Consider the following 23,775-nt stretch of genomic DNA (forward strand, 5'->3'; position numbering starts at 1 on the left):
ACTAGTTAAAACTAGTACTCGAAAGAACCGTAAATATCTGAAGTTTCTCCGTTAACCAATTCCTTCAACTTCTTTGAAGCAACTAATTTAGGAACTTCTTTTGCAGGAATTTCCATTTTCATCTTGGTAATTGGGTTAACTCCTTGTCTAGCGCTTCTTTTAGCAACTTTAATTTGACCTATACCTAAAACAACAACACTACCTGTTTTCTTTAACTCTTCCAAAATAGCGTATTGAAATTCACTTAATACGTTTTGTGCTGTCTTATAAGTACAACCAACCTTGGTAGCTATTCTGTCTAGCAGTTCCTTCTTTTTCACCTATTTACCTCCCTTTTCAGCAATCTTTGCTTTAACAGCTCTTGCGAAAGAAAACTTAGGAGCATCAACTGAGGGAATAACAATAGGTTCCTTAGTTTTAGGATTAAAAGCTTTTCTTTCCGCTCTTCTCACTACCTTAACTTTTCCTAATCCTAAGACAGTAAATTCTTTGTCCTCTAAAACCTTATTGATAACTATTTCATTGTATTTGTCCAAAACACCATTAACTTGATCCTTAGTTAAACCAGTACTACTTGCAATTGCTGAAAGTAATTCAGACTTATTCATTATTGTTTGTTTTTTATCTTAAATTCAAAAAATATTTTACATTAACTTTTTTTGTAATACAGCTTTATTGGAGAAAAAATACACTTGAGACCCGTTCTAAACTGAGTCTCAATCAATCTCAATTGCTGTGTATCTATTCTGTCTGGATTGGAACACTTTATTACAAAAGTTGGAATTGAAGAATTAACTTGTTTAATCTCATTGAGAGCTATTGATTTAGTTGAATTCAATAGAAATAAATTAGCTCTGGAGAGAAAACTATTGAGCTCAAATTCTGAGAAAATTCTTCTACTTTCTCTTTTGATTAGTGCTAAAGCTTCAGATAACTTTTCCAATCTCTTAGAATACTTAGAACTCAAAAATACTATAGGAGCTCAACTTAGAAAATAAAACTTTTTTCTAATTTGTTGCTCATATCTATCTCTTTGAGGTCCTGTTGCATAATCTAACAGGTCTCATTTATTGACAACAATTATCACAGGTAAATTAGATTCAAAGACCTCTTTGGCTACCTTATCATCCAGATAATTTAGAGAAGAATCAAGATCAACTACAAAAAGCAATATATCTGCAAATTTAATTGCTTTTTGAGCTCTAATGAAAGATAGATGATCTAATTCTTCATCTCTTAGTCCAACTTTCTTTAATTTTTTTCAACCTGGACTATCAATTAACAGATATTCTTCTCCCCTGTAGTTCAACTTGTATTCGACTAAATCTACAGTTGTTCCTTCTTGAGGGGAGACAATAATAGAGTTGGAATTCAATAAGGCATTAACTAGCGAGGATTTACCAACATTGACCTTTCCAATAATAGCCAATTTCAATAATGGAAATTTCTCTTCTGCCTCTTTCAATTCTCCTGTATCTTTTGAGATACAAATCTCTTCTATTTTGGACCTCAAACTTTCAATGTTGATATTGTGCTCCGCAGAAATCAACAAAGGCTCCTGAAAACCTAATTTACGAAAGTCAAAGGCATTTTGTTCTTTGACACTCTTTTTGGAATCAATCTTGTTGGCAACTAGCAAAACAGGACAATTAGAAAATTTATGCAATAATTTAGATATCTTTTGTTCTATTAACCTTATTCCATCAATCTTGGAGTACATAAAAATAATTAAATTGGCCCTTTTAACCTCTTCTATTAGTAGCCTGTTAATCTCTGACTGAAAGATGGAATCTTCTAGTCTATCAGAGTAACCTCCGCTGTCAATTAACAAGACTGAATTGCCAGACTTTAAAGTAAGTTCTCTAATTACTAAATCTCTGGTAAGACCTTCTCTATCTAGAACAATAGAGTGTCTATCTCCGATTAACCTATTAAACAGTTGTGATTTACCTACATTAGTGGCCCCAACAATCAAGACTCTGTGAAGAGACTTATTTGTAACAGTCAAAAAAGATTTATGGAATAACTAATGTGTTAAAAAACTAAATCTAAAGACTAACTTTTTCAGGAAATATATTTTTCTAGTTGTGAAATTAATTTACACCTATATTTTTCTAATCTTTCTGATCTATCCCAGCTAAAACTCAGTTGTCAAGAATAGAAGGTGGCAATAAATACGAAGTCAAGTAATATCTCCTTCTCTAAATTAAGAATTTTTGCTAGAGTCACTATCTTGTCTTTAGATAGTTGGCTTTCTCTTGCAAAATTCCCATATTCTCAATAGATAGTATTGAGTCTTGCTCACTCATAATCTATAAGAGTCAATTTTTCATTTCCAAACTCCTCTGAATAAATTAAGTTTTTAAGACTTATATCATTGTGAGTCAAGACTCTAGGTAAATCTTTATATTTTTCTGTTAATTTTTTATAGACAGGAAAATATTCTGCATATTCTTGTCTATCCAAATCAACTTTGGAGATAGTATCAAAGTGATCATGTTCAGTAATATTTGTTAACTCTGATACAGGAACAGAGTGAAATTTAGAAGCCAATTCTATTATCTTTTCTATCATCCTTCTATCTAATAATCTAGTGCTAAGTTGATCTCCCGGCAATCAGTTATATATTGCATTGCCAGTAACGCTGTCATAAACTATTAGATTTGGATCTGGAATTAGCTTTAAAACTTCTTGTTCATTCTGCCTAGAAATTAAGTGATTATTGTCTGCTATTCTGACCTTATATGTTCTTCCGTCTAGCAGAGTTATCTTAAATATTTGATTAGAAAACCCTACTAATATCTTCTTAAAACTTCTAATCTGTGATCTAAATTGTGGGAAGTGATCTAAAAAAAACTTCTTAGCTAAATCTTTTGCCAACTCTAAATTGAAGTAATTTCTTTACACTTCTTAACTAATATTTCACACAAGTTGTATGAAGTAATCATTCAACCTGATGAAATATGATACTTTTTCTCCTTTACAGAATTCTCAGGGTAGGCAAGTTTCAGTTTAATTTCTCCTTCTTTTAGTTTTTCTATAACAGAGGAATATCTTCTGTGAATAGACATCTTCCCATCAGGAAGATTTACTAAAAGAGATTTAACATATTCGCTAGCGAATACATTTGTAGGTCCCAATATTCTCACTTTCATAGGTTGATTTGGCGGAGCCATTCTACTAACCTGAACTCTTTCATGTCTAGGGGGATGATTACTTTTACCTTTTTTAGCTTGTTTCTTGACAACCTCCTTTAAGTTTTGTAATTTAGCCATACATTTAAAATTTTAGACCCCTCATTTAGGTGATCTTTAGTGCTCTTTTGCTGTTATTAAAAACTATTTTTTTAATCTCTGATAACTCAACATTTTTAATTTCAGAGATAACTCTAAGAATAGTTCTACAAATGGAGGAACCGAGTGCTAAATAAGGAGAATCACTTTCTACTAATAACCTATCTAAGGGAGTTTCTGAGATTAATTCCTTGAATCTCTCAATATCTCTAAAAATTAGTGGAGAAAATGAGATAAAACAATCTTTTGATAATTTCAATAATTCTCTTAAGTTTTCTTTTGTTCCATCAAAAGAATGAATTATCCCATAGAAATTAGGTTGTTTTTTGAGAAATTCAATTGCCTCGTCCATTGCATTTCTTATGTGTAAAGTAGAACTTAAATTATGCTTTCTAGATAATTGAATTTGTGCCTCTAACCACTTAATTTGTTGTTCATAACTTTCCTCTTTTGATTCCTTGTAGAAATCTAATCCAATTTCTCCAATGACTAAAACCTTGTCTTTGTTTTGGATTATTAATGTTTCTAGTTCACTTATTACTTCTTCCAAAGAGCTACTTTCTTCCTTTATATAAGTAGGATGAACTCCGATAGCGCAATACATTTGCTTGAACTTTTTGGATTGTTTTACTACTTCTTTAGACTCACTTAAAGAAGTAGCTACATTCAAATAATGAAAGTTACTTTCTAAACTAACTAATCTCTCATAATTTGAACTAAACTTCTGGGAATTAAAGTGAACATGTGTTTCAAATATTCTTAAAGAGTTATCCTTCTTCACTCTAACCTATGAACATAACTAACAAAAACACTAAATATTTACCTCTCTATCTACACAAATCTTTTAAACACATATCTAATTTAATGCCTTTTATCTCTCTAATTCTTTTAGTTGTCGATGGAAGAGTACCACAACTAAAAGAAATATATCTAAAAGAGATAAGTAAAAAGTGAACTAATAAGGAGATATTAGTTATCTTCTCTAAACAGGATTTGATTCCAAATCCTAAATTAGAAAATTCCTTTGATCTTAGAAAGCCTAGTTCTAAAAAACATATTCTCAAGCTAATTTATTCTAAACTAAAGTCTTTAACTTTAAGCTCAAAGGAATCTACTAACTCTTTAATTATTATGGGAGGGGCAAATAGTGGCAAATCTAGTCTAATTAATTTATTAGTAGGAAGTAAAAAAGTTAAAAAATCCCCAGAAGCTGGAACTACTAGAAATATCACTAGACATAAGATCCCCTCAACAGACTTGCTGGTTTATGATAGTCCCGGACTTTTTCCCTCTCGATTACATAGAGAACTAAAGATATTATTCCAACTTTTAAATTTCTTGCCCGCGACTGAAGGCGGGAAAGAAATAATTGGAGAGTGAGCATACAACTATCTTTGGAAACTACATCCTCAAAGTCTAAAGAGATTAATTCCGTTACTTGAGGCGGAAAAAGTAACGTACCAATTTTTCTTAAATTCTTTAGCCCAAAGATATAGATTAATAGAAAAAAGGGGTGAATACTCTTTAGAGTTGGCAGAAAGAAAATTTCTTCAACTAATAAGAAGTGGGCTTATTGGAAATATTTACTGAAACATTAAGTCTGAAGAATAATTTTCTCGCAAATTGAAATTCTTTTGTAAGTCTCAAAAAGACACAACTCCTAGAAATACTGTTAGGAAGAGAAGAGGAATATTCAACCTAAATAACACTGAGAGAAATGTTTACAAAATTCTTGTGTCCTCATTTAATAAAAAAGAAAATTATTTCTCTCAAAGTCCGATTTTCAAAAAGTATCAAGAAAAAATTTTGGCTATTGCCATCTTCTTGTTCATCACTTCACCATTTTTTTACCAAAGAAAATCGGAAAGACTATTTAATTTTCACTGAAGAGAATATACCAAGATATTCTCTAAAAAAGATGCAAGTCACTTTTTAAATTGTTCTGTTTTATATTTGTTAGAGAATTCTCAATTCACAAAACAAGATGAAAAAATAGTAAGGATTTATTTACCTCAACCTGCTCACTCATTTAATGAAACTTATGTTCTGACTATTATTAACAAAAGTACAGAAAATGATGAACTAAACTTACTGGGAGTTAGGTTTGATAAATACCTGAATCTTATCTATATTTCACTTAGATTATTTGAAATTATTAGATATGAGATTTGTAGGGATTGTTCCAAAGTTTTAGAGTTAGTAAAACTCTCAAATATTTGGAAAGACAAAATAAGTGAAATCTTTGGATTTAAGTCTGAATATATTTCTTTTCTTTATTTCTTAAATCTAAGAGTTAGCAAAAGAAATAAGTGAAACAAATGGTTCTTCAACTAAGTTAATCTTTAAATAGGTAATGGCAGTTAAGAAAAAGGTTAATCTTAGGGCTAGATCTAGAGCCAAAGAATTAAAAAAAGAAAAGATTAGATATGAACTAAGAAGAAGAGCTAAAAAGCAAATTAAAAAACAACTTAGTTTTATTCTTGAATCCAATAACTTAACTGAAGAAATAATTCAAGAAAAAAAAGAAGCTCTTTACTTGCTTTACAAAACATTAGATAGTAAACAAAGTAAGGGACTAATAACAAAGGGTAGGGCGAATAGACTCAAGTCTAGATGTACTAGAAAATTAAATCGATTGATTAGCAATTCAATTGAACAACAAAAAGATAATTCCCAGATAAGTTAAATAAGATAAAGGGGAGGAGGGTTCATTCCTCCCCGTAAGATCCATTGGCTAGTTCTGTTTACTCGCTTTTACCTGTCTTTTTTATCATTGGAGCTTTCTATTTCATTACAAAAAAAAGAAGAGAGCAACAAACTAAACAACTTAACAGAAAAGATGACATTTGATATGTAGTTAAAGAATATCTAAAGCTTTCGGGGAGGCAGGGATATAAATTATCTGATCTTTCCCTGTATCCTAGAGCACAATCCATCTCAACTTTAAGAGAATACATATTTGAAGTTAAGCAGAGCTTAAAAGTTGAGAATGCTAGACTAAAGGGAATTAAGTTAAGTCCTAGAAAACTAAAAAGAAAGGCTAAGTGAAGTAAGTGAATTCCTTTTTCTGAAAAGCCAGTTAAGGTTTTTCCAAAAGAGGAAAGATATCACAAAAAAATAGAGTTAAAAACTTTAGCTATATTGTCCCAAAAGTTTTCTTTCTACAGAGAATATTTCGAAATTTACAAAAGAGTGGCTAAAACAGAAAAATTTCAAAGATTAATTAAGACAAGATTACTTGGAGAGGCTATTTCAAAAGTTACTAAACAAAAAAAGAAAATCATCAGTAGAAATAGATACTTAGTTTGTTTTAGAACTATTGATAAAAATCAATCTCTAAATCCTTGAGAAGCAATAGAGATTGAATTATTTAAAAATCCAAAAAAGAGCTCTAAGGAGAAATACAAAATATTATTTACTTCCGCTTTAAATTACAGAGATGAACTTCACTGAATATATGCAATGCAACTTAAATATTTCAAGAATAAAAAAGCTGCAGAAAAACAAAATCGAATAGATAAAGAAAATTTAGAGAGAAAAAGAAGAAATAAACAAATTATTATGAAGTTATTTCTTCCATTATTAACTCTCTTTAAGCTAAAGAAAACTAAGAAAGAGATTTAATTCCAACATCAAAAAAGCATTAGCAAAACAATTTAGTCTGAGTTACAAAGTTTTTCAAAGATCATTAGAAATTCCTTATGAATTTGCATTTCTTTCTGATAGTCAAATTTCTGAAATACTCTCTGAATCAAAGACTAATCGAGAAGATAGAAAAAGACATAGATTACCTATTTTTTCTTTAAGTGAATATGAAAAAAACAAATTGATTATTCAAAAAATTATGAAAAAAGCGCAAGAAGCCTCAAATAGCAAAGACTTTCTTTCAGGCTTATTTGAGCTTTGAGATTGAAAAGAAACTAATTTATCTCAAAAATATTACTTTTTTAAGGGAACAAAGGGACAGTGAGAGGAATTTCTAGAACACAAAAAGAAAAATAATATAGACAGTTTTTTTGTTTACTGTCCGGAAATTACAATCAACAATTTCTCGGAAGATGGGTTAGATTTAATTCTTAATCCTAGTGGATTATTTTTTTCTGGTGATAACTTGATATTGTTTCTTTTTTCTTATTCTGCGAATCCCAACTCAACTTATCTTCCAGAATTTCTTTTTTATCATCTATGTTTTCAAAAATATTTGAATTTAGAAATCCAAGAATTTTTTATTACCTGATTTGATAAATCTGGTAAAGTACAAATTTCTAATTATCTGCCTTCAGTTAAAAAAGTCAATAAATTATCTAATCCGGATTATTTAAAAATATCTGAACTTTTAGGGGTTCAAAGTTTTGAGGGAAAACTACCTTTGAACTTTGTTGAAAAAGCTTCCAATACTCAAAACCAAGCCAAAGATCAAGAGGAAAGAATCTTTAAAACCACAGAAATTATGAAAAAGCATTTTTCTAATAGAATTCAAAAATTAACTGAGTTATCTAAAAATCTTTTAATTCAACTGCCTGAAAATTTAAAAACTCTTTCAGAATGGCATAAATCAATTAATTGAGTTAACTTAATTTCATTAGACTCACTAGAATCTAATTATCAAGTTTCAATTCAATTTAAGCAATTTGAAATTGACACATCTATTTATAAAAAAACTCTGAAGCTTTTATACCCTAGTTTTTCTATTATTTCTTTTTCTCTGTGATCTCGCTTCAAAGGAGTTTTTGAATTAATAAAAGAGCTAAATAAAAATCACTTAACTTCAATACCCGCTCAAGATTCTTTCTGAGATTCTTTTTTATCATTCTCTTTTTCTAAATATTCTGGCATTTCTAAAGAAATAAATGATTTCTTTCTTTCCAGAGAGGGATTACAAAGATTAAGTAAAGAGTTATTGGAAATTAAATGAAAAGTCTATTATGACTTTGAATCCTATGAGGAAACTTTAACTCAATTATCCATACAGATTTTTAGTGATAAAAATCTCTATCTTAAGGAAAACTTAATACTAGAAAGTAAAGATGTTTTAGAAGATTTTGAAAAACAAATTATCTACAAACTAGCTATTCCATTACTTAAATACGAGTCTAATTCGGAAAACGAAGACTTGGAATATCTAAAAAAAAGGATAGTTTATATCTCATTCAACAAATCTTTTGAATGTGAGTGATTAAAAAGACTTGCTGAGAAATATAAACAAAAAAATCAAGAACTTTATGTTTTTTCTAATCTAATTAAGTCTCTAACTATGGATTTAAGTGATTGATTTAAATTTTCCAAGAATCTTTCACTTAACTTAATCTCCCCTTTAGGTGGGGCGCATAGTCTTAAAAAATTAACTAAATTAGTTGCTGAAAAAAAATATTCTGAAATTGAATTAGTCCAAGAGGGGAGAGCCGCCCAACTACTATTCTTCTACTTTTATCTCTTAGAAGATAAATTATCTAATCATCATTTATCTTCTAAGCATTGAATAATTAAGGAAAACAATTCCTCCCCCTTAAAAGAGCAGCTAAAAGAATATTGTGAACTAGATGTTGAAAATATGGTTTTGGCAGTTAAGTGACTGGAAAAAGAATATAAAAATCAAGAGGGAAGTTTAGTTAACCAGAGAGATATCTTGAGTTTTATTAGTTGAATTAAAGACCAAAAAGCCTGTGTTTTTAATATTTTGATTCAAGACTATATCAATTGAAAATTGACCTAGCCTGTAAGTCCTAACTTTTTAGTTACTATTGCCAATGTAAATCAGAACAATATTGAAGTAAAAAATAAAGAAGAAGATAGGCTGTCAAATCTGTCTCAAAAACCCCCTACCTTTATTCCAAATAATCTTCCAAAATTTTTATAGCCTAATGCTCTTTTGCAAAGGCTAAAAGTGCAATCTCCTCAATTAGACAGAATGGACACAGCTCCAACTAAAAAGATCACAAAAGAGATAAATCCAATCTCATTATTGTGAAAGTTTCCCTTTCCAAATAAATTTGATTTGAAAACAAAAACACTTAAAACAGAAAAAACAATGCAAGATAATAGGGAGGAACAGATGGATCCTTCTAATGTCTTAGTTGGATTAAATTCAGACAATCTAGTTGATCCCAGCTTTCTACCAAATACAAAAGAAAAGGAATTATTGAAAAAGGAAATAGCAATAACCAACAATAAAGCTCATATAGGCAAGAAGAAAGATAATAGGAAAAAAGAAGTTCAACCTAAATAGTGTTGTCTAATTAACTTTCCTCCTACTTTTTTAACAATTACTGAGGATTCCTCAGTAATATCAGGTAACAAAAACTTAATAAAGAATTTTCAACCTATTCTGTTAGCAACAAAGAAATAAAACTGAAAGAATAAATAGTGAGTCGCACTAGAAATCTCTCATGAATTACTATTTTTGGATACACATAATGTACAAATTAACGGAATAAAAGTTAAAAATGTGAAAAGTCAGTGATATCTTTTAGCCCTTCTATACTGTGAAGGAGGAGTTATTAAGGAAAAAATTTCTTTAATACTCCCAAAGACAAAAATGAAGCTAAAAACAGTTATAGTTGTTAGCCCTAAATATTTGAAAGTTTGGGTTAAACTACTTTGTTTCTTAAGTGAGGAAAATACGCTGGATAGTGGAAAAGAACCTGAAGAATTAGCTAATAAAGGTGTAATTCAACAAATTAAAAGAGTTGAAAGTACAACAAAAAATCCAAGTAAATAAAAACAGTGTTTGGTTCTTTCTTTTTTCTCCTGATTGGAAAATCAGAGAGAAAGCACCTATTAAGACTATCTGTCTTACTTCAGTTGTCTTAGCTCTTTTTCTTTTTGTGACCAATCATATTCAATTTCTGAAAGATATTTGGCAATTTCTTTTTCCAATAAGTTTTTATTGGAATGTAATTCATTTTCAGAAGGATATCAACTTTTAAATTTTTTAAGCAAGTCTTGTCTCTTAGTTCGAAGAGCTATCTTAGCTTCTTCGACTACTTGCTTACTACTCTTAATTTTTTCTTCTCTGATCTCTGAAGTTGGTTCGGGGATAGAACAAGTTAACTCATTATTTTTAGTGTTTATTGTTACATTAGGCTTTGACTTTTTAATTGCCTTTTCTATTTCATGTAACACTTTTTGTGTTACTATGTAAGGTTTTATTAATAACATCCTAGCTGATTCAGGATTAATAGAGGCTAGCTCAACTAAAGAACTTATTTGACCTTCTTGATCTACTTTGATGCTGTAAAAATGCTTAGGATTAAGTCTTAGAATACTAAATTCTTCGAATTTTTCTAACATTGTGCTCCTTATTTTGGAAAAGTCTTGTTTCAGACTTTCCACTCAATTAGGTAAATCCATTTACTTTTTAAACCACCTCTGAAAACTCTATCTCCCCTTTTAAGGCCTTAATAAAACTATTATCAACTTCTTGGTTAAAGAGCAATAGTCTTAACTTGTTATCTCTAGCTAGATTGATAGATGATTGATCTAGAATTTTTAAATCTTTAGAAATTATTTCATCGTAACTTACTTTAGACAAAAAAACTGCATCTTCAAAAACATTTGGATCTTTGTCATAAATACCTTTTACTCCCTCTTTTCCAATTAATACTTGTTTAGCACCAATCTCAATGGCTCTAATAATTGCAGCACTGTCAGTGCTGTAACTAGGTTCTCCCACTCCTCCGGCAAATAAAGCTATATCTCCAGTTCTAAGAGAAGATTCAATCTCTGAAAGTGTATATTTGTCTGTTATTCTTTCAACTTCCAAGGCAGAAAATAATTTAACAGACAAACCTTCAGACTCTAGGGCTTTTTGCAACACAAAACAATTAATAATTGTTGAAACCATTCCAACGTAGTCTCTTTCATTTGACTTAAGAAAAGTCAGTCTACCTTCTCTTCCTCTTCAAATATTCCCTCCCCCAACAACTATACCAAGAGAATATAGTTGTGATAACTCTTTTAGTTGTATAGCTAGATTTTGAAGTTTGTTTTCAGAAAATGGATTTGTTTCTGAAGCTAAGGCTCCTCCGCTAATCTTCAGGAGTAATCTTGTTTTAGTTGACATTCTTAAATAGAGTCTAAAGAAATAGTTCCTTTAGCTGAACAAAGTTTTTCAAAATACTCTGCCAAAACTATTCAAGAGATTAAATTCTGAGTTCCTATTTCTAATAATTGTGGAAGTTTTTTTAACTTAATTTCGTTGGATTGATGATCAAATTTAGCTCCCCCACTTCCCAAGAATAAAGGTTTTAGAACTAAATCTTTTTGAAATCCAAAGAAAACTGTACCAAACTCAGAAAAATCTTCTGAAGGGTCATAACTAACAAATGAAAAATGGCTTAAAAAACTATTTTTTAGTCGATTCAAGTTTTTACTTTTTAAGCAACTATAAATCATTGAGTTAGGGAATTGTTCTTTTAGATAATTCAATTTCTCAACAAATTTATTGATTAAAGAAAAATCTATTTCTTCACCATCAACAAAGAGAAATAAAGGTTGCTTTATTTCATCTAATTCCAAGAATTTTTCTAAAGAATAATTCTTGTTTTTTAAATCAACTGTATTTGTAAAAATATCTCACTTATCAGACTGGGAGTCTAAAAAGTTAGATATTAATTGTTCTAAATAATGATGATTGTGTTGAAAAGAAACTAAGAAATTATCTAGCCCTAAATAACTAAGAAAATTAGTTCTTAATTTTTCTACTTTCTCTGAATATACTAGGGCTTTAGAGTGAGAGGTATTTTGAAGACTTCCTGAAAATTCTTGATAGTAATCCTTAATAGCTTTACAAGCTAGTTCAGAGCTAGAGAGCAAGCTTTATTTTGAAACTCCTTGTTCTTGTTTTAGTTGTTCCGCTTTGACCTTAACTTCTTCTATTCCCCCTACATAAAAGAAGGCTTCTTCAGGAAGTTCATCAACTTCACCGTCCAATATAGACTTGAAAGAATTTAATGTCTCTTCTCTGGAAAGATATTTACCGGGAATATTTGTAAATTTCTCTGCAACAAAGAAAGGTTGAGAGAAGAAGTTTCTAATTTTTCTTGCTCTATATACCAAATTCTTCTCTTCATCGCTTAATTCATCTATCCCAAGAATAGAGATAATATCTTGAAGTTCCTCATATTTTTGAAGTATTCTCACTACTTCATTAGCAATCTTGAAGTGTTCTTCCCCGACTACCTTTGGGGTTAACAAATTGGAAGAAGACAAGAGTGGAGAAATAGCTGGATAAAGTCCTAATGCAGCTATCTTTCTATCCAAAACAATTTTTGCATCAAGATGTGAGAAAATTGCTGCTGGAGCAGGGTCTGTCAAATCATCTGCCGGAACATACACAGCTTGCACAGATGTAATAGATCCTTTTTTAGTTGAAGTGATTCTTTCTTGTAGTTTTCCCATTTCATATGCAAGAGTTGGTTGATAGCCAACTGCTGAAGGAGTTCTTCCGAGAAGTGCAGAAACTTCTGATCCTGCTTGTGCAAATCTGAAAACATTGTCAATGAACAACAAAACATCTTTGAACAAATCATCTCTGAAATATTCAGCCATTGTCAATCCACTAAATGCAACTCTTAATCTAGCACCAGGAACCTCATTCATTTGTCCAAAGAGCAAGACTGTATTCTTAAGAACTCCACTATTCAACATCTCAAAATAAAGGTCATTACCTTCTCTTGATCTTTCACCAACTCCTACAAAAATTGAAAGACCACCATGCTTAGTTACAACATTGTGAATTAATTCTTGAACAATAACAGTCTTACCAACTCCAGCTCCACCAAATAATCCAATTTTTCCACCCTTAGAGAAGGGAACTAGTAAATCTATAACTTTTATCCCAGTTTCCAATAACTCCAAATTTTCTGTTTGATCCTCCAAGGATGGTGGATTGGCGTGAATAGATCTACATTCAGTAAGCGGTAATTCTGGCAAATGATCTATGGTATTTCCAATAACATTGAACATTCTCCCAAGAGTGTTTTCACCAACAGGAACCTTCAGAGGTTCCCCTGTTCTTAGAACTTTCATCCCTCTGAATAACCCTATTGTTTGGGTTAAAGCGATAGTTCTAACTCTACCGTCTCCTAACAGTTGTGCAACTTCAAAAACAGCTCCCTTTAGCTCTGCTTTAGAACTTTGTTCACAAAGTTCTATCTTCTCATAGATTGCAGGCTGATCAGAAATAGGAAAAACCATATCTACAATTGGACCTGATACTTGTGAGATGTAACCTTGCATTCTTTCTTCTGTAATCATAGAAATAAAGGTAACTACCTAATTACAAAAAGAAAACTCTTTCAGGATAGAATAAACTAATTGAATTTAAAACTTGAAATAAAAAATCTAAACTTCTAAGATAGACCCAACATTGAGGTTTTAATAAATAAAGGAGAAAGCTAAACCTTTCTTAAATTTTATTTCTCCTATCAACTGTGGCGGTTATGGTGAAATGGTCAACACACCTGATTGTGGTCCAGGCATGTATGGGTTCGAATCCCATTAATCGCCCCATATAAATTAACTGTTAAGCTTTTCTCTCTTTAGATGACTCAATCAACTCCAAGTATGATTCACATTCATAGATGCGATGGTTCTTTATGTAAGTCTGTAGAGGGGCATCATTGCATCTATGAAAGTTCTGATTTCTGAATATTCTTTTTACCTCCTCTAATTGCTCAACAAATAAAAGAATTAGATATTCCTCAATCTAATTCTGGAAAATTCACCAGAAAAAGAAAATTTTCAATGGTTACTAATAGATATCCAACTTTTTGATTCTTCTGAAAAGATCATTGATTTAACATCTCGTTAACTTTACTTCCAGAAAACAAGCACAACCTCTTACTACGAATTTCAACACCTCCACTAATAGAGGAAAAAGCTTTTAAATATATTGAGCTAGACCTAGCTCTATCTCTAAATAGCGAGAAGGGGATTGAGTTTCTATACAACAATGATTATCAAACTAATTCTCAGAAGATGAAATACAACCCACAATTAAAGAAAGAGATTTCAAAAATCATCAGAGAAATTTTTCAATTATTGAAAAGTAATTGGTTTTCAAAATTAACAGAAGAAAGTTGAATTAACTTCTTGTGAGAAAAAGTATTAATCTCTACAGGTCAATCAAAATCAGAGTTTTATAGAGAAGTTAATAGTGATAAAAAGGATGAAGAATTCTCTGATTTAGGAGTTGAAATAGGAGAAATAAATTAATTCTTACACTTAATAGCTGCAGTAATTTCAGAAATTTCTTGAGTAATACTGGATTGTTTCATTTTTCTGTAAAGTATTTGATATTCTTGTAGTTTTTCTTCTGCAGCCTTAACTGCGTTACTCATAACATCCTTTCTGAGATTGTGTTCAGCAATCTTAGATTCAACCAGAGATATTTGAAGAGTTCTCTCAAAAAAAGTTGGAAACATCTCTACTACACAATTGGAAGTGTCTAATTTATATTCGTGAGTTTCATATCTAATGGATTTTTCTACTTTACCAAAGTAATCTGCAGTAAAAGGTAATAGTTTCTTCAACTTAAAAGGTTTATTTAAAGATTTGTGAAGTATTTGAAGATATCCGCAACCTCTATTTACATATTCCCTTAGTAGTTCACTAGAAATTTCCTCTACTTTGTCAGAGTATTCATTAAAAGAAAGCTCCGAACTATAAGACTTGATTATTCTTTTTTTGAATTCAGTATTTGAGAGTAAACCAGTTAACTTTTTTCCAAATACTACTAAGAGAATTTGAGTAGAAAAATGACTCTTTATGTAGTCAATTATTTGCTTATTGAATCTACCACAAAGTGCTAGATCAGTCCCAATGACTACTAAGAGAATAATTTTTTTATTAATTTTTTCTGCCAATCAAAATTGCTTGTTAGTTAATCTGTAGTCATGTTCATAACTAGAATAAAACTTTTTGAATAGAAATTTGATTCCCAAACAATATTCATGACTTTTTTGAGCTATTTGCCTGTAATTTCTTAATTTTGCTGAAGAAATAAGCTTTAATGCTTCAGTCACCTTAAGGATAAATTGCATATCCTTAATTTTTTTAGCAACTAATAATGTGGCTGTAGACATTTACTTATTAACTTAAGTTACAAAAACAAAAACTTAAAAACCTATTTACTATTTATGTGTCGCTAAGAAATGTTTGTATTCTGTTTCAAATATACCACTCATAATTTCCCTTAAGCTGTCATTAACCTTCTCAGATAAAGAAAGATCGTTATAAGCCCCGTGTGCCCTTCAGGAAGTTAATACCAACTCACAAACTTCTGAAACTCATTCCTTCTTTTCTATCTCAAGTATTAATTTAGTTGAGATTAAGTGGAGCAACATTAACTCATCTTTAGGTCCATAGGGCTTCATTGGAGCTTGCTTTAGTATTGGGAGAATTCTTTCTCCTATTGCGAAGATTCTTTTAGATTCTTCGTTCAGGTCTGAAGAGAATTTAGAAAACTCAATTAGCTCGAAATATTGTGAGACAAAAAGCTTGAGAGAGCTTGTCATACTTTTAATTGCTGTTTCCTGCGCAGCTCCACCAACCCGAGACACTGAATTAGTCAAGTCAATAGCTGGTCTTTGACCAGAATTGAAAAGATTAGTCTTCAAAAATAATTGTCCGTCAGTAATGGAAATTACATTACTAGGAATATAAGCCGCAATGTCATCTGATTGAGTTTGAATTATTGGAAGGGCCGTTATTGATCCTCCTCCGTGTTCCTTAGAAAGTTTTCCAGCTCTTTCCAATAATCGGCTATGTAAGTAGAAAATATCTCCCGGGAAAGCCTCTCTACCCGGGGGAAAGTTCAATAATAGAGAAAGGGTTCTATATGCAATTGCGTGTTGAGTTAAGTCATCATAAATAATTAGTACATCTTTTCCCTCTCACATTCAATGTTCTGCAATTGTAACTCCAACAAATGGGGCTAAGAATTGTAGAGCAGGAAAATCAGAGGCACTAGCAACAACAAAGCAAGTGTAACTTAAAGCTCCAATCTTCTCTAGCTCTTTAGATAGTTGGAATAAAGTTGAGTTCTTTTGCCCTACTGAAACATAAACACAGTTAACATTTCTACCTTTTTGATTAACAATAGCTTCTAGGGCCAAAGAAGTTTTTCCTGTATGTCTGTCCCCGATAATCAATTCTCTTTGTCCCTTTCCAATTGGAATCATGGCATCAATTGCCAATATTCCGGTGTAAAGGGGTTCATCCACAGAACTTCTATCCATAACTTCTGGAGCAGGGGCTTCAACTTGAGACCATTTATCTATTTGAATATCTCCCAATCCATCAATAGCATTCCCGAATATATCAATTATTCTCCCCAATAATTGATCTCCATTAGGTGCAGAAAATGTTTTATAAGTTCTAACAGCGCTCATCCCTTCAGAAACTTTGTCATAACTACCTAAAACTACAGCCCCAATACTACTTTCTCTAAGGGTTAATACTAGGGCCTGAATCTTATCAGGTCCAATTAAAATTACCTCATTTAAAGTGCAATTTGACAATCCAGAAATAGAAAGTATTCCATCTTGATTAGAAAGAACTTTACCAGTCCCCTCTTCTCTAAGTCCTACTTCCTTATCCTGAATTAATCTCTTTAATGACTCTGCGAATTCTTCTAGTCTAACTGAAGACATATACTAGAACATTGTGGATAATTTCTCCTTAATGTTAGCTAGTTTTTTGGAGAGCGAGCACTCTAGTATAGTATCATCGTATTCCACTTTAATTCCTGCAATCATCTCACTAGAAATTAAATATTCTACTGAGACTGCTTTTCCAAATTTTTTTCTTAAGCTAGCTTCCAGCTTATCTTGCTTAGTCTTAGTTAATTTATGTGAACTATAAACTTTTACATTCTTTTGATTAAGTTGTAGTTCTAATCTATAAATTAAGTTTTCCAAGAAAAAGGATAGATACTTAATTAGATAGAACTGAATTAAAAGCAAGATAGTAGAAGCAAGATACCTTTGCTTAAAAGCAAATAATCTAATTAATTCTTTTAAAAATCGCTCTTTGTGATCCTTTGTGAACAAAGGGGAGGCCAAATAAGTTAAAAATTCTGGATAAGACTTAAAAAAAGATAATAGAACATTTGTTTCATCTAAAAGTCTCACAAAATCCAATCTTGTTGAATAACAAGATAAAAGGGCGGTAGAGAACTTAATTATTTTTTCTCTTTCTTTATTTCCGTCAGAGAAACTCATATCTAACTCTTTTTGTTAATTGTTTGCTCAATCTTGTCTTTTTCCATAGAGTTTTTAAATACTGTATCTAGTTCTTCTAGATAACCATCAATAATTTTTGACTGGGTTTTTTGATTGATTGTTCCCTTTATTAGCTTTTCTGCCAATTCAACTGAAAGAGTAATAATTTGTTGATTTACAGTTTTTCTGGCCTCCTCTTCCATTAACTTAACTCTTTTATTGGCCTCATCAATAATTTCTTGTTTGGCCTTTTCAGCCTCTTGAATTCTTTGTTCAAGTATTGACTTTTCTTTTTCTTGTCTATCTTTTAAAAATTGTTTTCTTTCAGACACAAAATCTTGTTGTGCTTTTTGTAAATCAGTTAAAGCTTTTTTAGTTTCTTTAGTTGCATGTGAAAGATCTATATGAACTTTATCTAATTTTTCTTTTTGTGTATTAATGAATTTATTTGTTGGCTTTCAAAAGAAATAAATAATGAAAACAATAACTGAAATGGAAGAAACAAGGTGAGCTACAATTACTCCTCCCATTTGTCCGTTTAAAAATAATGTAACTAAATCTTTGATTTCTGTTAAGCCATTACCAGAAGAAATGTACATTTTAGAATCTAGAAGTTGTGCTTGTGCTCCTTATGTTCCACTTGTTTAGCCATTTTTCAATAGGACAAAGTTAGGATTAGAAAAATCATAGAGTGAAGTGCTCCATCCACCACATCAAAATACAAGTGAAGTGGAACAAGAGCTATTCCAGCTGTTCAAGGTGCAGCTGTAGGCATAATTGTTGATATTGATGAATGCAAAAATTCTTTCACTATATACAAAACTATTGCGCCTGCAAAAAAGTTTCCTCAAAGTCTTAATCCTAAGGAAAGAACTTTTCCAAGTTCCCCTAATATCTTTGGAAAATCTGGTATGGGAAATATTTTTTTATTTCTTATCTTTAACCAAAGATAGTAATCCTTACAAAAAAACCCAAAACCTTTTGCGACAATTCCAGAAATAATGGTACCAATAAAAACTACTCCTGCAATAGACATTGGAACTATTGCAAAAGTACTCATTCCTTGGAATCCAAACATACCTACCAAGCTACTTCCCCAGAAATAAAAGACTATATATATAAAGAAGGGAATAGCAAAGCTATACCTTCTTCCTAATATTTCCAATGTAGTCTTCTTTACTCACCTAATAAATATGAATACAAGAAAAGCCAGTTTAGGAAGTTTTTGGTAATTTTTAGTCTTTTCAAGAACTATCTTGTAATATAGTCCTAAAAACAGTATCAAGATAGTGACCATAAAGGCTCCAGAAATAAATTTGTTGAACTGGTCACCGTTTTGTTGTTGTTGAAATGTGACTAAAGTATTCAAAAAAATCTGACCCAATCCCAAATTCAGCATTTCTATCTAAATCCTAAAAAAGAATCTATAACTCTTGTTGGGTATATAGACTAGAGAAGTTCCTAATCTAACTAAAGGTAGTATTAAAGCTCCAGCTAACCCAAACCAAAGATTAAAGAAATATTCTTTTGAACTTTCATAACTTCAACTAGCCGTCAACAAACAACCTAATACAAACACAAAGATGGCAGAAAAAATACTTAAAAGTTGAAAACAATAAATTTTGAACTTAAAAGTCTTAAGACTTTTAGTTTTATCTTGAAAATTTAAATATCTAACTAGCCAAAAAGAATAATTATCCTTTAACAGATCCAGTCTAAATAATTTGCAAGAAAGTCTATATTTGTAGTTTAAAAAATAATACTGCAGTAAGGCCGATAGTCCTGCAGTAACAGTGGCATTTAATTTTCCAACACCTGCATTACTTTCAACCTTAATAATAGAGTCATACATAATAGCCACACTGACATAAATACTTAAAGCTATTTGAGCGGCAAAGAAATGTATTCTATACCATCTTTCACTCTCCACCTATTAATTATTTTTTTAAATAGTCATAGTTTCAAAATTAACCTCCTCTTCAGCTTTCAATCTAAATTGTTTTAGTTGAGCTCTTCTGCTTCTCAATTTAACTCTACAACTGTTAAAGAAAATTACAAATTTTCTGTAACTTATTGATAGTGATCCTATCAAGAATCAATGAATTACTCAAAGAATAATTCCAGTTAATTTAGTTAATGCGGGAGTGCTCGAAAGAACTAATATGTGTTTGCTGTTAAAGTGGACTCAACCAAAACCATTAAAAATACCTATAAAAACCATTCCTGCTCAGCAACTTAAAAGCCAAACATTAAAAGTTCAAAATATTCATCAATACAATTTATTCCTCGCAATTAAAAAACTTTTATACGAAGGTACTTTCAGAATGTGAAAATACTTGTATCTATAAATCAAAAAAGAAATTAGAAAAGTTATGAATCCTAAAGCGGAATAAAAAAATAACTGATAATCCCTAGATTGTGTAAATAAACCAATTAATAATCAAGCTAAAAGAATTAAGTTAATAAATATTCCAATAAATATTCCAAAAACAATATTTGGAATTAAGTTAAAGAAAAGTAGTGGCTTATACTTTCTTTTCTTGGAATTTTTGGAAACATAAGTTCCTAATCTAATTAACATTACTTAACTTAATTAGCTCTTAATTACCTAAAACTTATTTACTAGTTGTACAGATTTGGAGAATTGGTGTATTTTTGAAGCAAACCCTTAATTAAAGCCTTATTCTTTTTAGGATTTAAAAAGAAATAGGCAATTGTAAAGAAAGAAACAGAGACAATTAATAGGAATAACAAAATGCCAGATATTACATGTTGAAACGTATCTGATCCGTTACCACCGTTACCAAACAATTCGGTGTAACTAGATCTATTGAATATAAAAAATGAAGATAAAAAGAAGAAATAGTAGAAAATTTTTCTACTAAATGCATATTTGAAATTTTCATTATCTAAATATTTGTTATTCTCGTTTCTTGCCAATAAGAAGAATATAAAACTCATAATGGAAAACAGTATTGATTGATTTTGATCGGAATATTGACCACTTGCTATGCAACCAATACAGGTTTTTAAGAAAAATACACCACTAGTGAATAATCCAGCCAAAAAAAGATAAGAAAGTATCTTTTTTAGCTTTAAATTTCTAACTGGCTTTGAATTGTAGATATATATTTTTCCTCCCCTAATATCTCTTTCTAATCTTTCTATAGCCTGTGTTCTAGAAACAATTTGTTCAAATCCATCTTCACCATCTAGATTTTCCTCTCCAAAATTGAACTTAGAACTAAATAAGTTCTTATAAATAGCAAAGCTACCCTTACTCCAATCTGCTCTTTTCTTCTTTCTAGTTTGTTTTTCAGATTGATCTTGCTCCTCAAGATCTTTTAATTCAACTTCTAACTCAGGATTATTAAGATTAGTTGCTATTTCATTAACACTAAATGTTTTTAGGTTTAATTTGTAACTGTTAAGAGTTCAAATGTATATGTAATTTAGTTCATCTATTCATTCCCTATCTCCCTGATATTCAGCTGTGAATAATGTATTGAATTTTTTGGTGTCAAAACTCTTATTAGTTTGCTGAATATTTGATTTATATAGGGAAATTAGGGAATCAATTCCATCATTGGTATTAGATACTTTTCCTAACTCTCTTAATAAACTGAATGAGCTAGAAAGAAAATCTAAACTTTCCTCCTCTTCGGAGGATAGATCGCTTATGAAACTTTCGTAGTGAGCAAGTTTTGTTAGATAATCTTTAGCTAACTCAAATAACTTCTTGCAAGCCTGCGATTCTAAACCTACTTCCTTCTCTAGATTGGGATTATCCATCAATTCTTTAATTAATAAATGTTCAACTGTAGATTAATTAAAGGTCTATTTTTTCAAAAAAAATAAACCACTCCACTAAAAAGGCTAGACTTGATTTTAAATATTTCTTGTTCAATGAAAATAAAGAAATTATAGCTTAATTCTCTTATAAATTCTTGAGTTTTTAAAGTATGTCTTTCATTTCAAAAATGAAAGTTCAAGGAGTAAGAAAAGTATTTTAAGAACTCCATTAAATTATCTTCGGCATTAACTCTCTTAGTATTCAAGGAATTGAGAAATAAAACTCAATTTTTTATTTTTCCAGAAAGATATCACTCAAGAAAAAGATATTTATGTTTTAGATTTGGTACTACGTCATTGGACTTTATTAAGTTAATTATTAGTTCTTTAGTGATTTCTTGATTTTGATCTAACTCTAACTTCAATTGAGTCAAGACTCCTTTCAATTGGATATGAGAATTTAAAGATTCTTTCTTTATTATCTCGAGTAAATGGTTAGGCAAAGATTTTATTTTGAATTTCTCTAATAACTTCATTAGATATCTTTCCTTAAACACATAACTGGGCTCGAACAATCAATAAATTTTGTCCTCCAACTTATCCATTAACTTGTCAGGTAAATAAGTTTTGTTATCACAATACTTAGTTATCAAAACATTTGAAGAGATTGAAACTCTTTCAAATAAATTGGAAAGTTCAGAAAAACTTCCAATATAGTCCTCGAATATAAAGTGAGAATATTCCTCAAATAAATTGATTTGAGTTAATTGATTTTTAATGGTCTCAAAATCAACTCGCTTAAGATGAATAATTTTCTCTCCCCTAAATTGAGAGAGAAAATTCTCTAATTCAATCTCTAATGCAAACAAGCTCTTGGAACAATAAACCCACAGCATTGTTAAGTCAAAAGATTCTCTCTTTTGACTAGATAATATTTAGACACTAACAGAGAGATTAAAGAGAGTCCAAAAGTAATGTATAAAGGTTCTAAATATGTTCCAGCTTCTCTTTCAATAAAAGATTTATTTAATTCCAAACTATCAACTAAATCTTTTAATCACACATAAACTTTCTTTCCGAGTGGAACAAAACACTCAAAAGGTCAACTTAAAAGATAGTAAATAAATACCACAATAACTATTGGGGTAAGAAATAATTGATTTATCCCCGACAGCGGGAATATCTTTCTAGTTGAATAAGAAAAAAATGCAAAACTAAGAAATGAGGCTAAGCTTAACTTGGCCAGATTCTTTTTTAATTTAGTTAATTCCAACTTATCTATCATCCTGAAAGATAAGGAATAAAGATAAGAAAGTAGAAAAGAATAAGTGTATATTGAGTTAGGAAAAAACACAAAAGATAATCAAACTGTTTGTGCTCAGTTTGATATTGAACTTCCAGAATCTTGTTTTTTCATAGCCACTATTACTTTTTCACTAAATACTCTAGTTGCGGGTATAGCGAACCCAGTAGCTCAAGCATAACTAAATAGGCCAGATAAGCCTATTAAGTTTTTAATTCACCTGTAAGGTATTTTTTTAGATAACTTGCTTAAAACCTTATCAACCATGTTTAAGTGCAACCCGCTAACTACTAACAAGTGAGATAAAGAAAGCATTCTGAAATTATTAATGATGGGATATAAACTTGGGTCCTTTTTATTAAAGAGAAGATAGGATACAAATTTTCCTGCTTCTCCTTTATATCTACCATCTATAAATTCAGTGAGTTTATCGTGAAGAAAGTAAGTGTATTTATCTATCAACCTTGATAAATTAGATGCTTTAACTAAGTGAGAGCACAATAAATTTCAGATAAAGTAAAACCCAAAAACTGAAGAAAATATTGTAAGGGTTTTTAATTTTCCTAGATTAAATACAAAACTATAAGTGAAGAAAAATAATAAAAATAAAAAACTATGTGGTCACAGGGGAAGACATATAGAAGATCAGGCTAATACGAGAGCACTGAAGAAAAGTTCAGATTCAGAAAATTTAAATAGTTTATTCAGTCTATTAAGTTAATTCCTTGTGCTCTGAGAATTTGCATAATTATTTGGTCTTTATTCAGTATTTTTTGTAGCAAACAAGACCCAATAATAGGTAAAAAATATTCCCTCAGATAATTATTTGTCAAAACACTGACAAGGGTCTTGAGCTCCCTCCAGATGATCAAAATACAGAATACTTATTAGTGTTTCCTAAAGCAACCATATCTATTAGATAAAAAAGAACTAATAAGTTATTAAAGAAAATTGCAATGCCCAATGTAATTCAACAAAATCCTTTTAAATTGGTCAAATACATTAGATATCTATTAAAGAAACAAGTGTTTCTTAATCCATTTTTAGGAAAGAAATGTAAAGCGCCAATGAGAATTAGACATAAAATTGGAAAACTTAGTCAATAAGAAATCATTAATAATCTGACAGTTAAATAAAAGTCTTCTCCCGCTTTACCAGACAA

28 protein-coding genes and 1 tRNA gene are annotated in these 23,775 nt (G+C 30.4%); 7 read left to right on the plus strand and 22 right to left on the minus strand.

The annotated features are described in order from the left end of the window. Positions 1 to 11 precede the first annotated feature (11 nt). The 6 genes from MR07_RS02665 to MR07_RS02690 are packed head-to-tail and all read right to left on the minus strand — an operon-like array spanning position 12 to position 4,074. Entirely contained in the window at positions 12 to 320 is a 309-nt protein-coding gene (locus MR07_RS02665) for an HU family DNA-binding protein (RefSeq protein WP_024071356.1), read from the minus strand. After that, positions 321 to 608 carry an HU family DNA-binding protein gene (locus tag MR07_RS02670; RefSeq protein ID WP_024071357.1) on the minus strand — a complete coding sequence of 96 codons (288 nt, stop codon included), beginning with the start codon at positions 606 to 608 and terminating at the stop codon, positions 321 to 323. A 41-nt stretch (positions 609 to 649) separates the two neighbouring features. Further along, positions 650 to 2,008 carry a ribosome biogenesis GTPase Der gene (der, locus tag MR07_RS02675; protein ID WP_024071358.1) on the minus strand — a complete coding sequence of 453 codons (1,359 nt, stop codon included), beginning with the start codon at positions 2,006 to 2,008 and terminating at the stop codon, positions 650 to 652. Between the two features lie 47 nt (positions 2,009 to 2,055). After that, positions 2,056 to 2,880: a phosphotransferase gene (locus MR07_RS02680; RefSeq protein WP_024071359.1), complete on the minus strand. Its 825-nt coding sequence runs from the start codon at positions 2,878 to 2,880 to the stop codon at positions 2,056 to 2,058. 2 nt (positions 2,881 to 2,882) lie between these two features. After that, entirely contained in the window at positions 2,883 to 3,275 is a 393-nt protein-coding gene (locus MR07_RS02685) for an ATP synthase F1 subunit epsilon (protein WP_024071360.1), read from the minus strand. A gap of 25 nt (positions 3,276 to 3,300) precedes the next feature. Next, on the minus strand, positions 3,301 to 4,074 hold the full coding sequence (locus MR07_RS02690) for a TatD family hydrolase (RefSeq protein WP_043901199.1): 774 nt from the start codon (positions 4,072 to 4,074) through the stop codon (positions 3,301 to 3,303). Positions 4,075 to 4,082: 8 nt separating this feature from the next. Here MR07_RS02690 and MR07_RS02695 point away from each other — a divergent pair, with 8 nt between their 5' ends. The 5 genes from MR07_RS02695 to MR07_RS02715 all read left to right on the plus strand — a co-directional run bounded on the left by MR07_RS02695 (position 4,083) and on the right by MR07_RS02715 (position 9,006). Further along, entirely contained in the window at positions 4,083 to 4,904 is an 822-nt protein-coding gene (locus MR07_RS02695) for a GTPase (RefSeq protein ID WP_084289626.1), read from the plus strand. Positions 4,905 to 4,916: 12 nt separating this feature from the next. Beyond that, the gene (locus MR07_RS02700) at positions 4,917 to 5,627 is read left to right on the plus strand and encodes a hypothetical protein (RefSeq protein WP_024071363.1); all 711 of its coding nucleotides are present in this window, start codon (positions 4,917 to 4,919) and stop codon (positions 5,625 to 5,627) included. Between the two features lie 19 nt (positions 5,628 to 5,646). Beyond that, the gene (gene rpsT, locus MR07_RS02705) at positions 5,647 to 5,979 is read left to right on the plus strand and encodes a 30S ribosomal protein S20 (RefSeq protein WP_024071364.1); all 333 of its coding nucleotides are present in this window, start codon (positions 5,647 to 5,649) and stop codon (positions 5,977 to 5,979) included. A gap of 44 nt (positions 5,980 to 6,023) precedes the next feature. After that, a complete protein-coding gene (locus MR07_RS02710; RefSeq protein WP_024071365.1) occupies positions 6,024 to 6,917 on the plus strand; it encodes a DUF5385 family protein in 894 nt (297 codons plus the stop codon). 220 nt (positions 6,918 to 7,137) lie between these two features. Next, positions 7,138 to 9,006 (plus strand): DUF2779 domain-containing protein, encoded by a 1,869-nt coding sequence (locus MR07_RS02715; protein WP_144079563.1) that lies wholly within the window; start codon positions 7,138 to 7,140, stop codon positions 9,004 to 9,006. Here the strand turns inward: MR07_RS02715 and MR07_RS04635 are convergent. The 5 genes from MR07_RS04635 to atpD are packed head-to-tail and all read right to left on the minus strand — an operon-like array spanning position 9,003 to position 13,550. Further along, complete coding sequence (locus MR07_RS04635; protein WP_043901200.1) at positions 9,003 to 10,067, minus strand: phosphatidate cytidylyltransferase; 1,065 nt, start codon at positions 10,065 to 10,067, stop codon at positions 9,003 to 9,005. The two genes, MR07_RS02715 and MR07_RS04635, sit on opposite strands and share 4 nt — an antisense overlap. An 18-nt stretch (positions 10,068 to 10,085) precedes the next feature. Then, a complete protein-coding gene (locus tag MR07_RS02725) occupies positions 10,086 to 10,625 on the minus strand; it encodes a ribosome-recycling factor (RefSeq protein ID WP_235062719.1) in 540 nt (179 codons plus the stop codon). A 25-nt stretch (positions 10,626 to 10,650) separates the two neighbouring features. Then, entirely contained in the window at positions 10,651 to 11,355 is a 705-nt protein-coding gene (locus MR07_RS02730; protein WP_024071370.1) for an amino acid kinase family protein, read from the minus strand. 2 nt (positions 11,356 to 11,357) lie between these two features. After that, a complete protein-coding gene (locus MR07_RS02735) occupies positions 11,358 to 12,107 on the minus strand; it encodes a hypothetical protein (protein WP_024071371.1) in 750 nt (249 codons plus the stop codon). A 3-nt stretch (positions 12,108 to 12,110) separates the two neighbouring features. Then, entirely contained in the window at positions 12,111 to 13,550 is a 1,440-nt protein-coding gene (gene atpD / locus MR07_RS02740; RefSeq protein WP_024071372.1) for a F0F1 ATP synthase subunit beta, read from the minus strand. Positions 13,551 to 13,729: 179 nt separating this feature from the next. On the opposite strand from atpD, the gene MR07_RS02745 reads away from it, so the two are divergent. Continuing rightward, positions 13,730 to 13,805, plus strand: a tRNA-His gene (locus tag MR07_RS02745). A 33-nt stretch (positions 13,806 to 13,838) separates the two neighbouring features. After that, a complete protein-coding gene (locus MR07_RS02750) occupies positions 13,839 to 14,510 on the plus strand; it encodes a DUF402 domain-containing protein (protein ID WP_043901201.1) in 672 nt (223 codons plus the stop codon). On the opposite strand, the gene MR07_RS02755 is transcribed toward MR07_RS02750, so the two are convergent. From MR07_RS02755 to MR07_RS04415, 11 genes are all read right to left on the minus strand, one after another. Further along, positions 14,507 to 15,379 carry a F0F1 ATP synthase subunit gamma gene (locus MR07_RS02755; RefSeq protein ID WP_024071374.1) on the minus strand — a complete coding sequence of 291 codons (873 nt, stop codon included), beginning with the start codon at positions 15,377 to 15,379 and terminating at the stop codon, positions 14,507 to 14,509. The two genes, MR07_RS02750 and MR07_RS02755, sit on opposite strands and share 4 nt — an antisense overlap. A gap of 48 nt (positions 15,380 to 15,427) precedes the next feature. Beyond that, on the minus strand, positions 15,428 to 16,948 hold the full coding sequence (gene atpA / locus MR07_RS02760; RefSeq protein ID WP_024071375.1) for a F0F1 ATP synthase subunit alpha: 1,521 nt from the start codon (positions 16,946 to 16,948) through the stop codon (positions 15,428 to 15,430). Between the two features lie 3 nt (positions 16,949 to 16,951). After that, on the minus strand, positions 16,952 to 17,518 hold the full coding sequence (gene atpH / locus MR07_RS02765) for an ATP synthase F1 subunit delta (protein ID WP_024071376.1): 567 nt from the start codon (positions 17,516 to 17,518) through the stop codon (positions 16,952 to 16,954). A gap of 2 nt (positions 17,519 to 17,520) precedes the next feature. Next, positions 17,521 to 18,117 (minus strand): F0F1 ATP synthase subunit B, encoded by a 597-nt coding sequence (gene atpF / locus MR07_RS02770; RefSeq protein ID WP_024071377.1) that lies wholly within the window; start codon positions 18,115 to 18,117, stop codon positions 17,521 to 17,523. An 8-nt stretch (positions 18,118 to 18,125) separates the two neighbouring features. Further along, a complete protein-coding gene (locus MR07_RS02775; RefSeq protein WP_144079564.1) occupies positions 18,126 to 18,917 on the minus strand; it encodes a F0F1 ATP synthase subunit A in 792 nt (263 codons plus the stop codon). 6 nt (positions 18,918 to 18,923) lie between these two features. Continuing rightward, positions 18,924 to 19,448: a hypothetical protein gene (locus MR07_RS02780; RefSeq protein WP_024071379.1), complete on the minus strand. Its 525-nt coding sequence runs from the start codon at positions 19,446 to 19,448 to the stop codon at positions 18,924 to 18,926. 15 nt (positions 19,449 to 19,463) lie between these two features. Then, on the minus strand, positions 19,464 to 20,099 hold the full coding sequence (locus tag MR07_RS02785; protein WP_024071380.1) for a hypothetical protein: 636 nt from the start codon (positions 20,097 to 20,099) through the stop codon (positions 19,464 to 19,466). A gap of 41 nt (positions 20,100 to 20,140) precedes the next feature. Next, positions 20,141 to 21,310, minus strand: coding sequence for a hypothetical protein (locus tag MR07_RS02790; RefSeq protein ID WP_024071381.1), 1,170 nt, complete (start codon positions 21,308 to 21,310; stop codon positions 20,141 to 20,143). An 11-nt stretch (positions 21,311 to 21,321) separates the two neighbouring features. Continuing rightward, positions 21,322 to 22,206 (minus strand): hypothetical protein, encoded by an 885-nt coding sequence (locus tag MR07_RS02795; RefSeq protein WP_024071382.1) that lies wholly within the window; start codon positions 22,204 to 22,206, stop codon positions 21,322 to 21,324. A 2-nt stretch (positions 22,207 to 22,208) separates the two neighbouring features. Continuing rightward, positions 22,209 to 23,114, minus strand: a complete 906-nt coding sequence (locus MR07_RS02800) for a ComEC/Rec2 family competence protein (protein ID WP_024071383.1) — start codon at positions 23,112 to 23,114, stop codon at positions 22,209 to 22,211. A 247-nt stretch (positions 23,115 to 23,361) separates the two neighbouring features. Next, positions 23,362 to 23,775, minus strand: coding sequence for a hypothetical protein (locus MR07_RS04415; protein WP_024071385.1), 414 nt, complete (start codon positions 23,773 to 23,775; stop codon positions 23,362 to 23,364).

It is taken from the genome of Mycoplasma ovis str. Michigan, assembly GCF_000508245.1.
Taxonomy (GTDB): Bacteria; Bacillota_I; Bacilli_A; order Mycoplasmatales; family Mycoplasmoidaceae; genus Eperythrozoon_A; species Eperythrozoon_A ovis.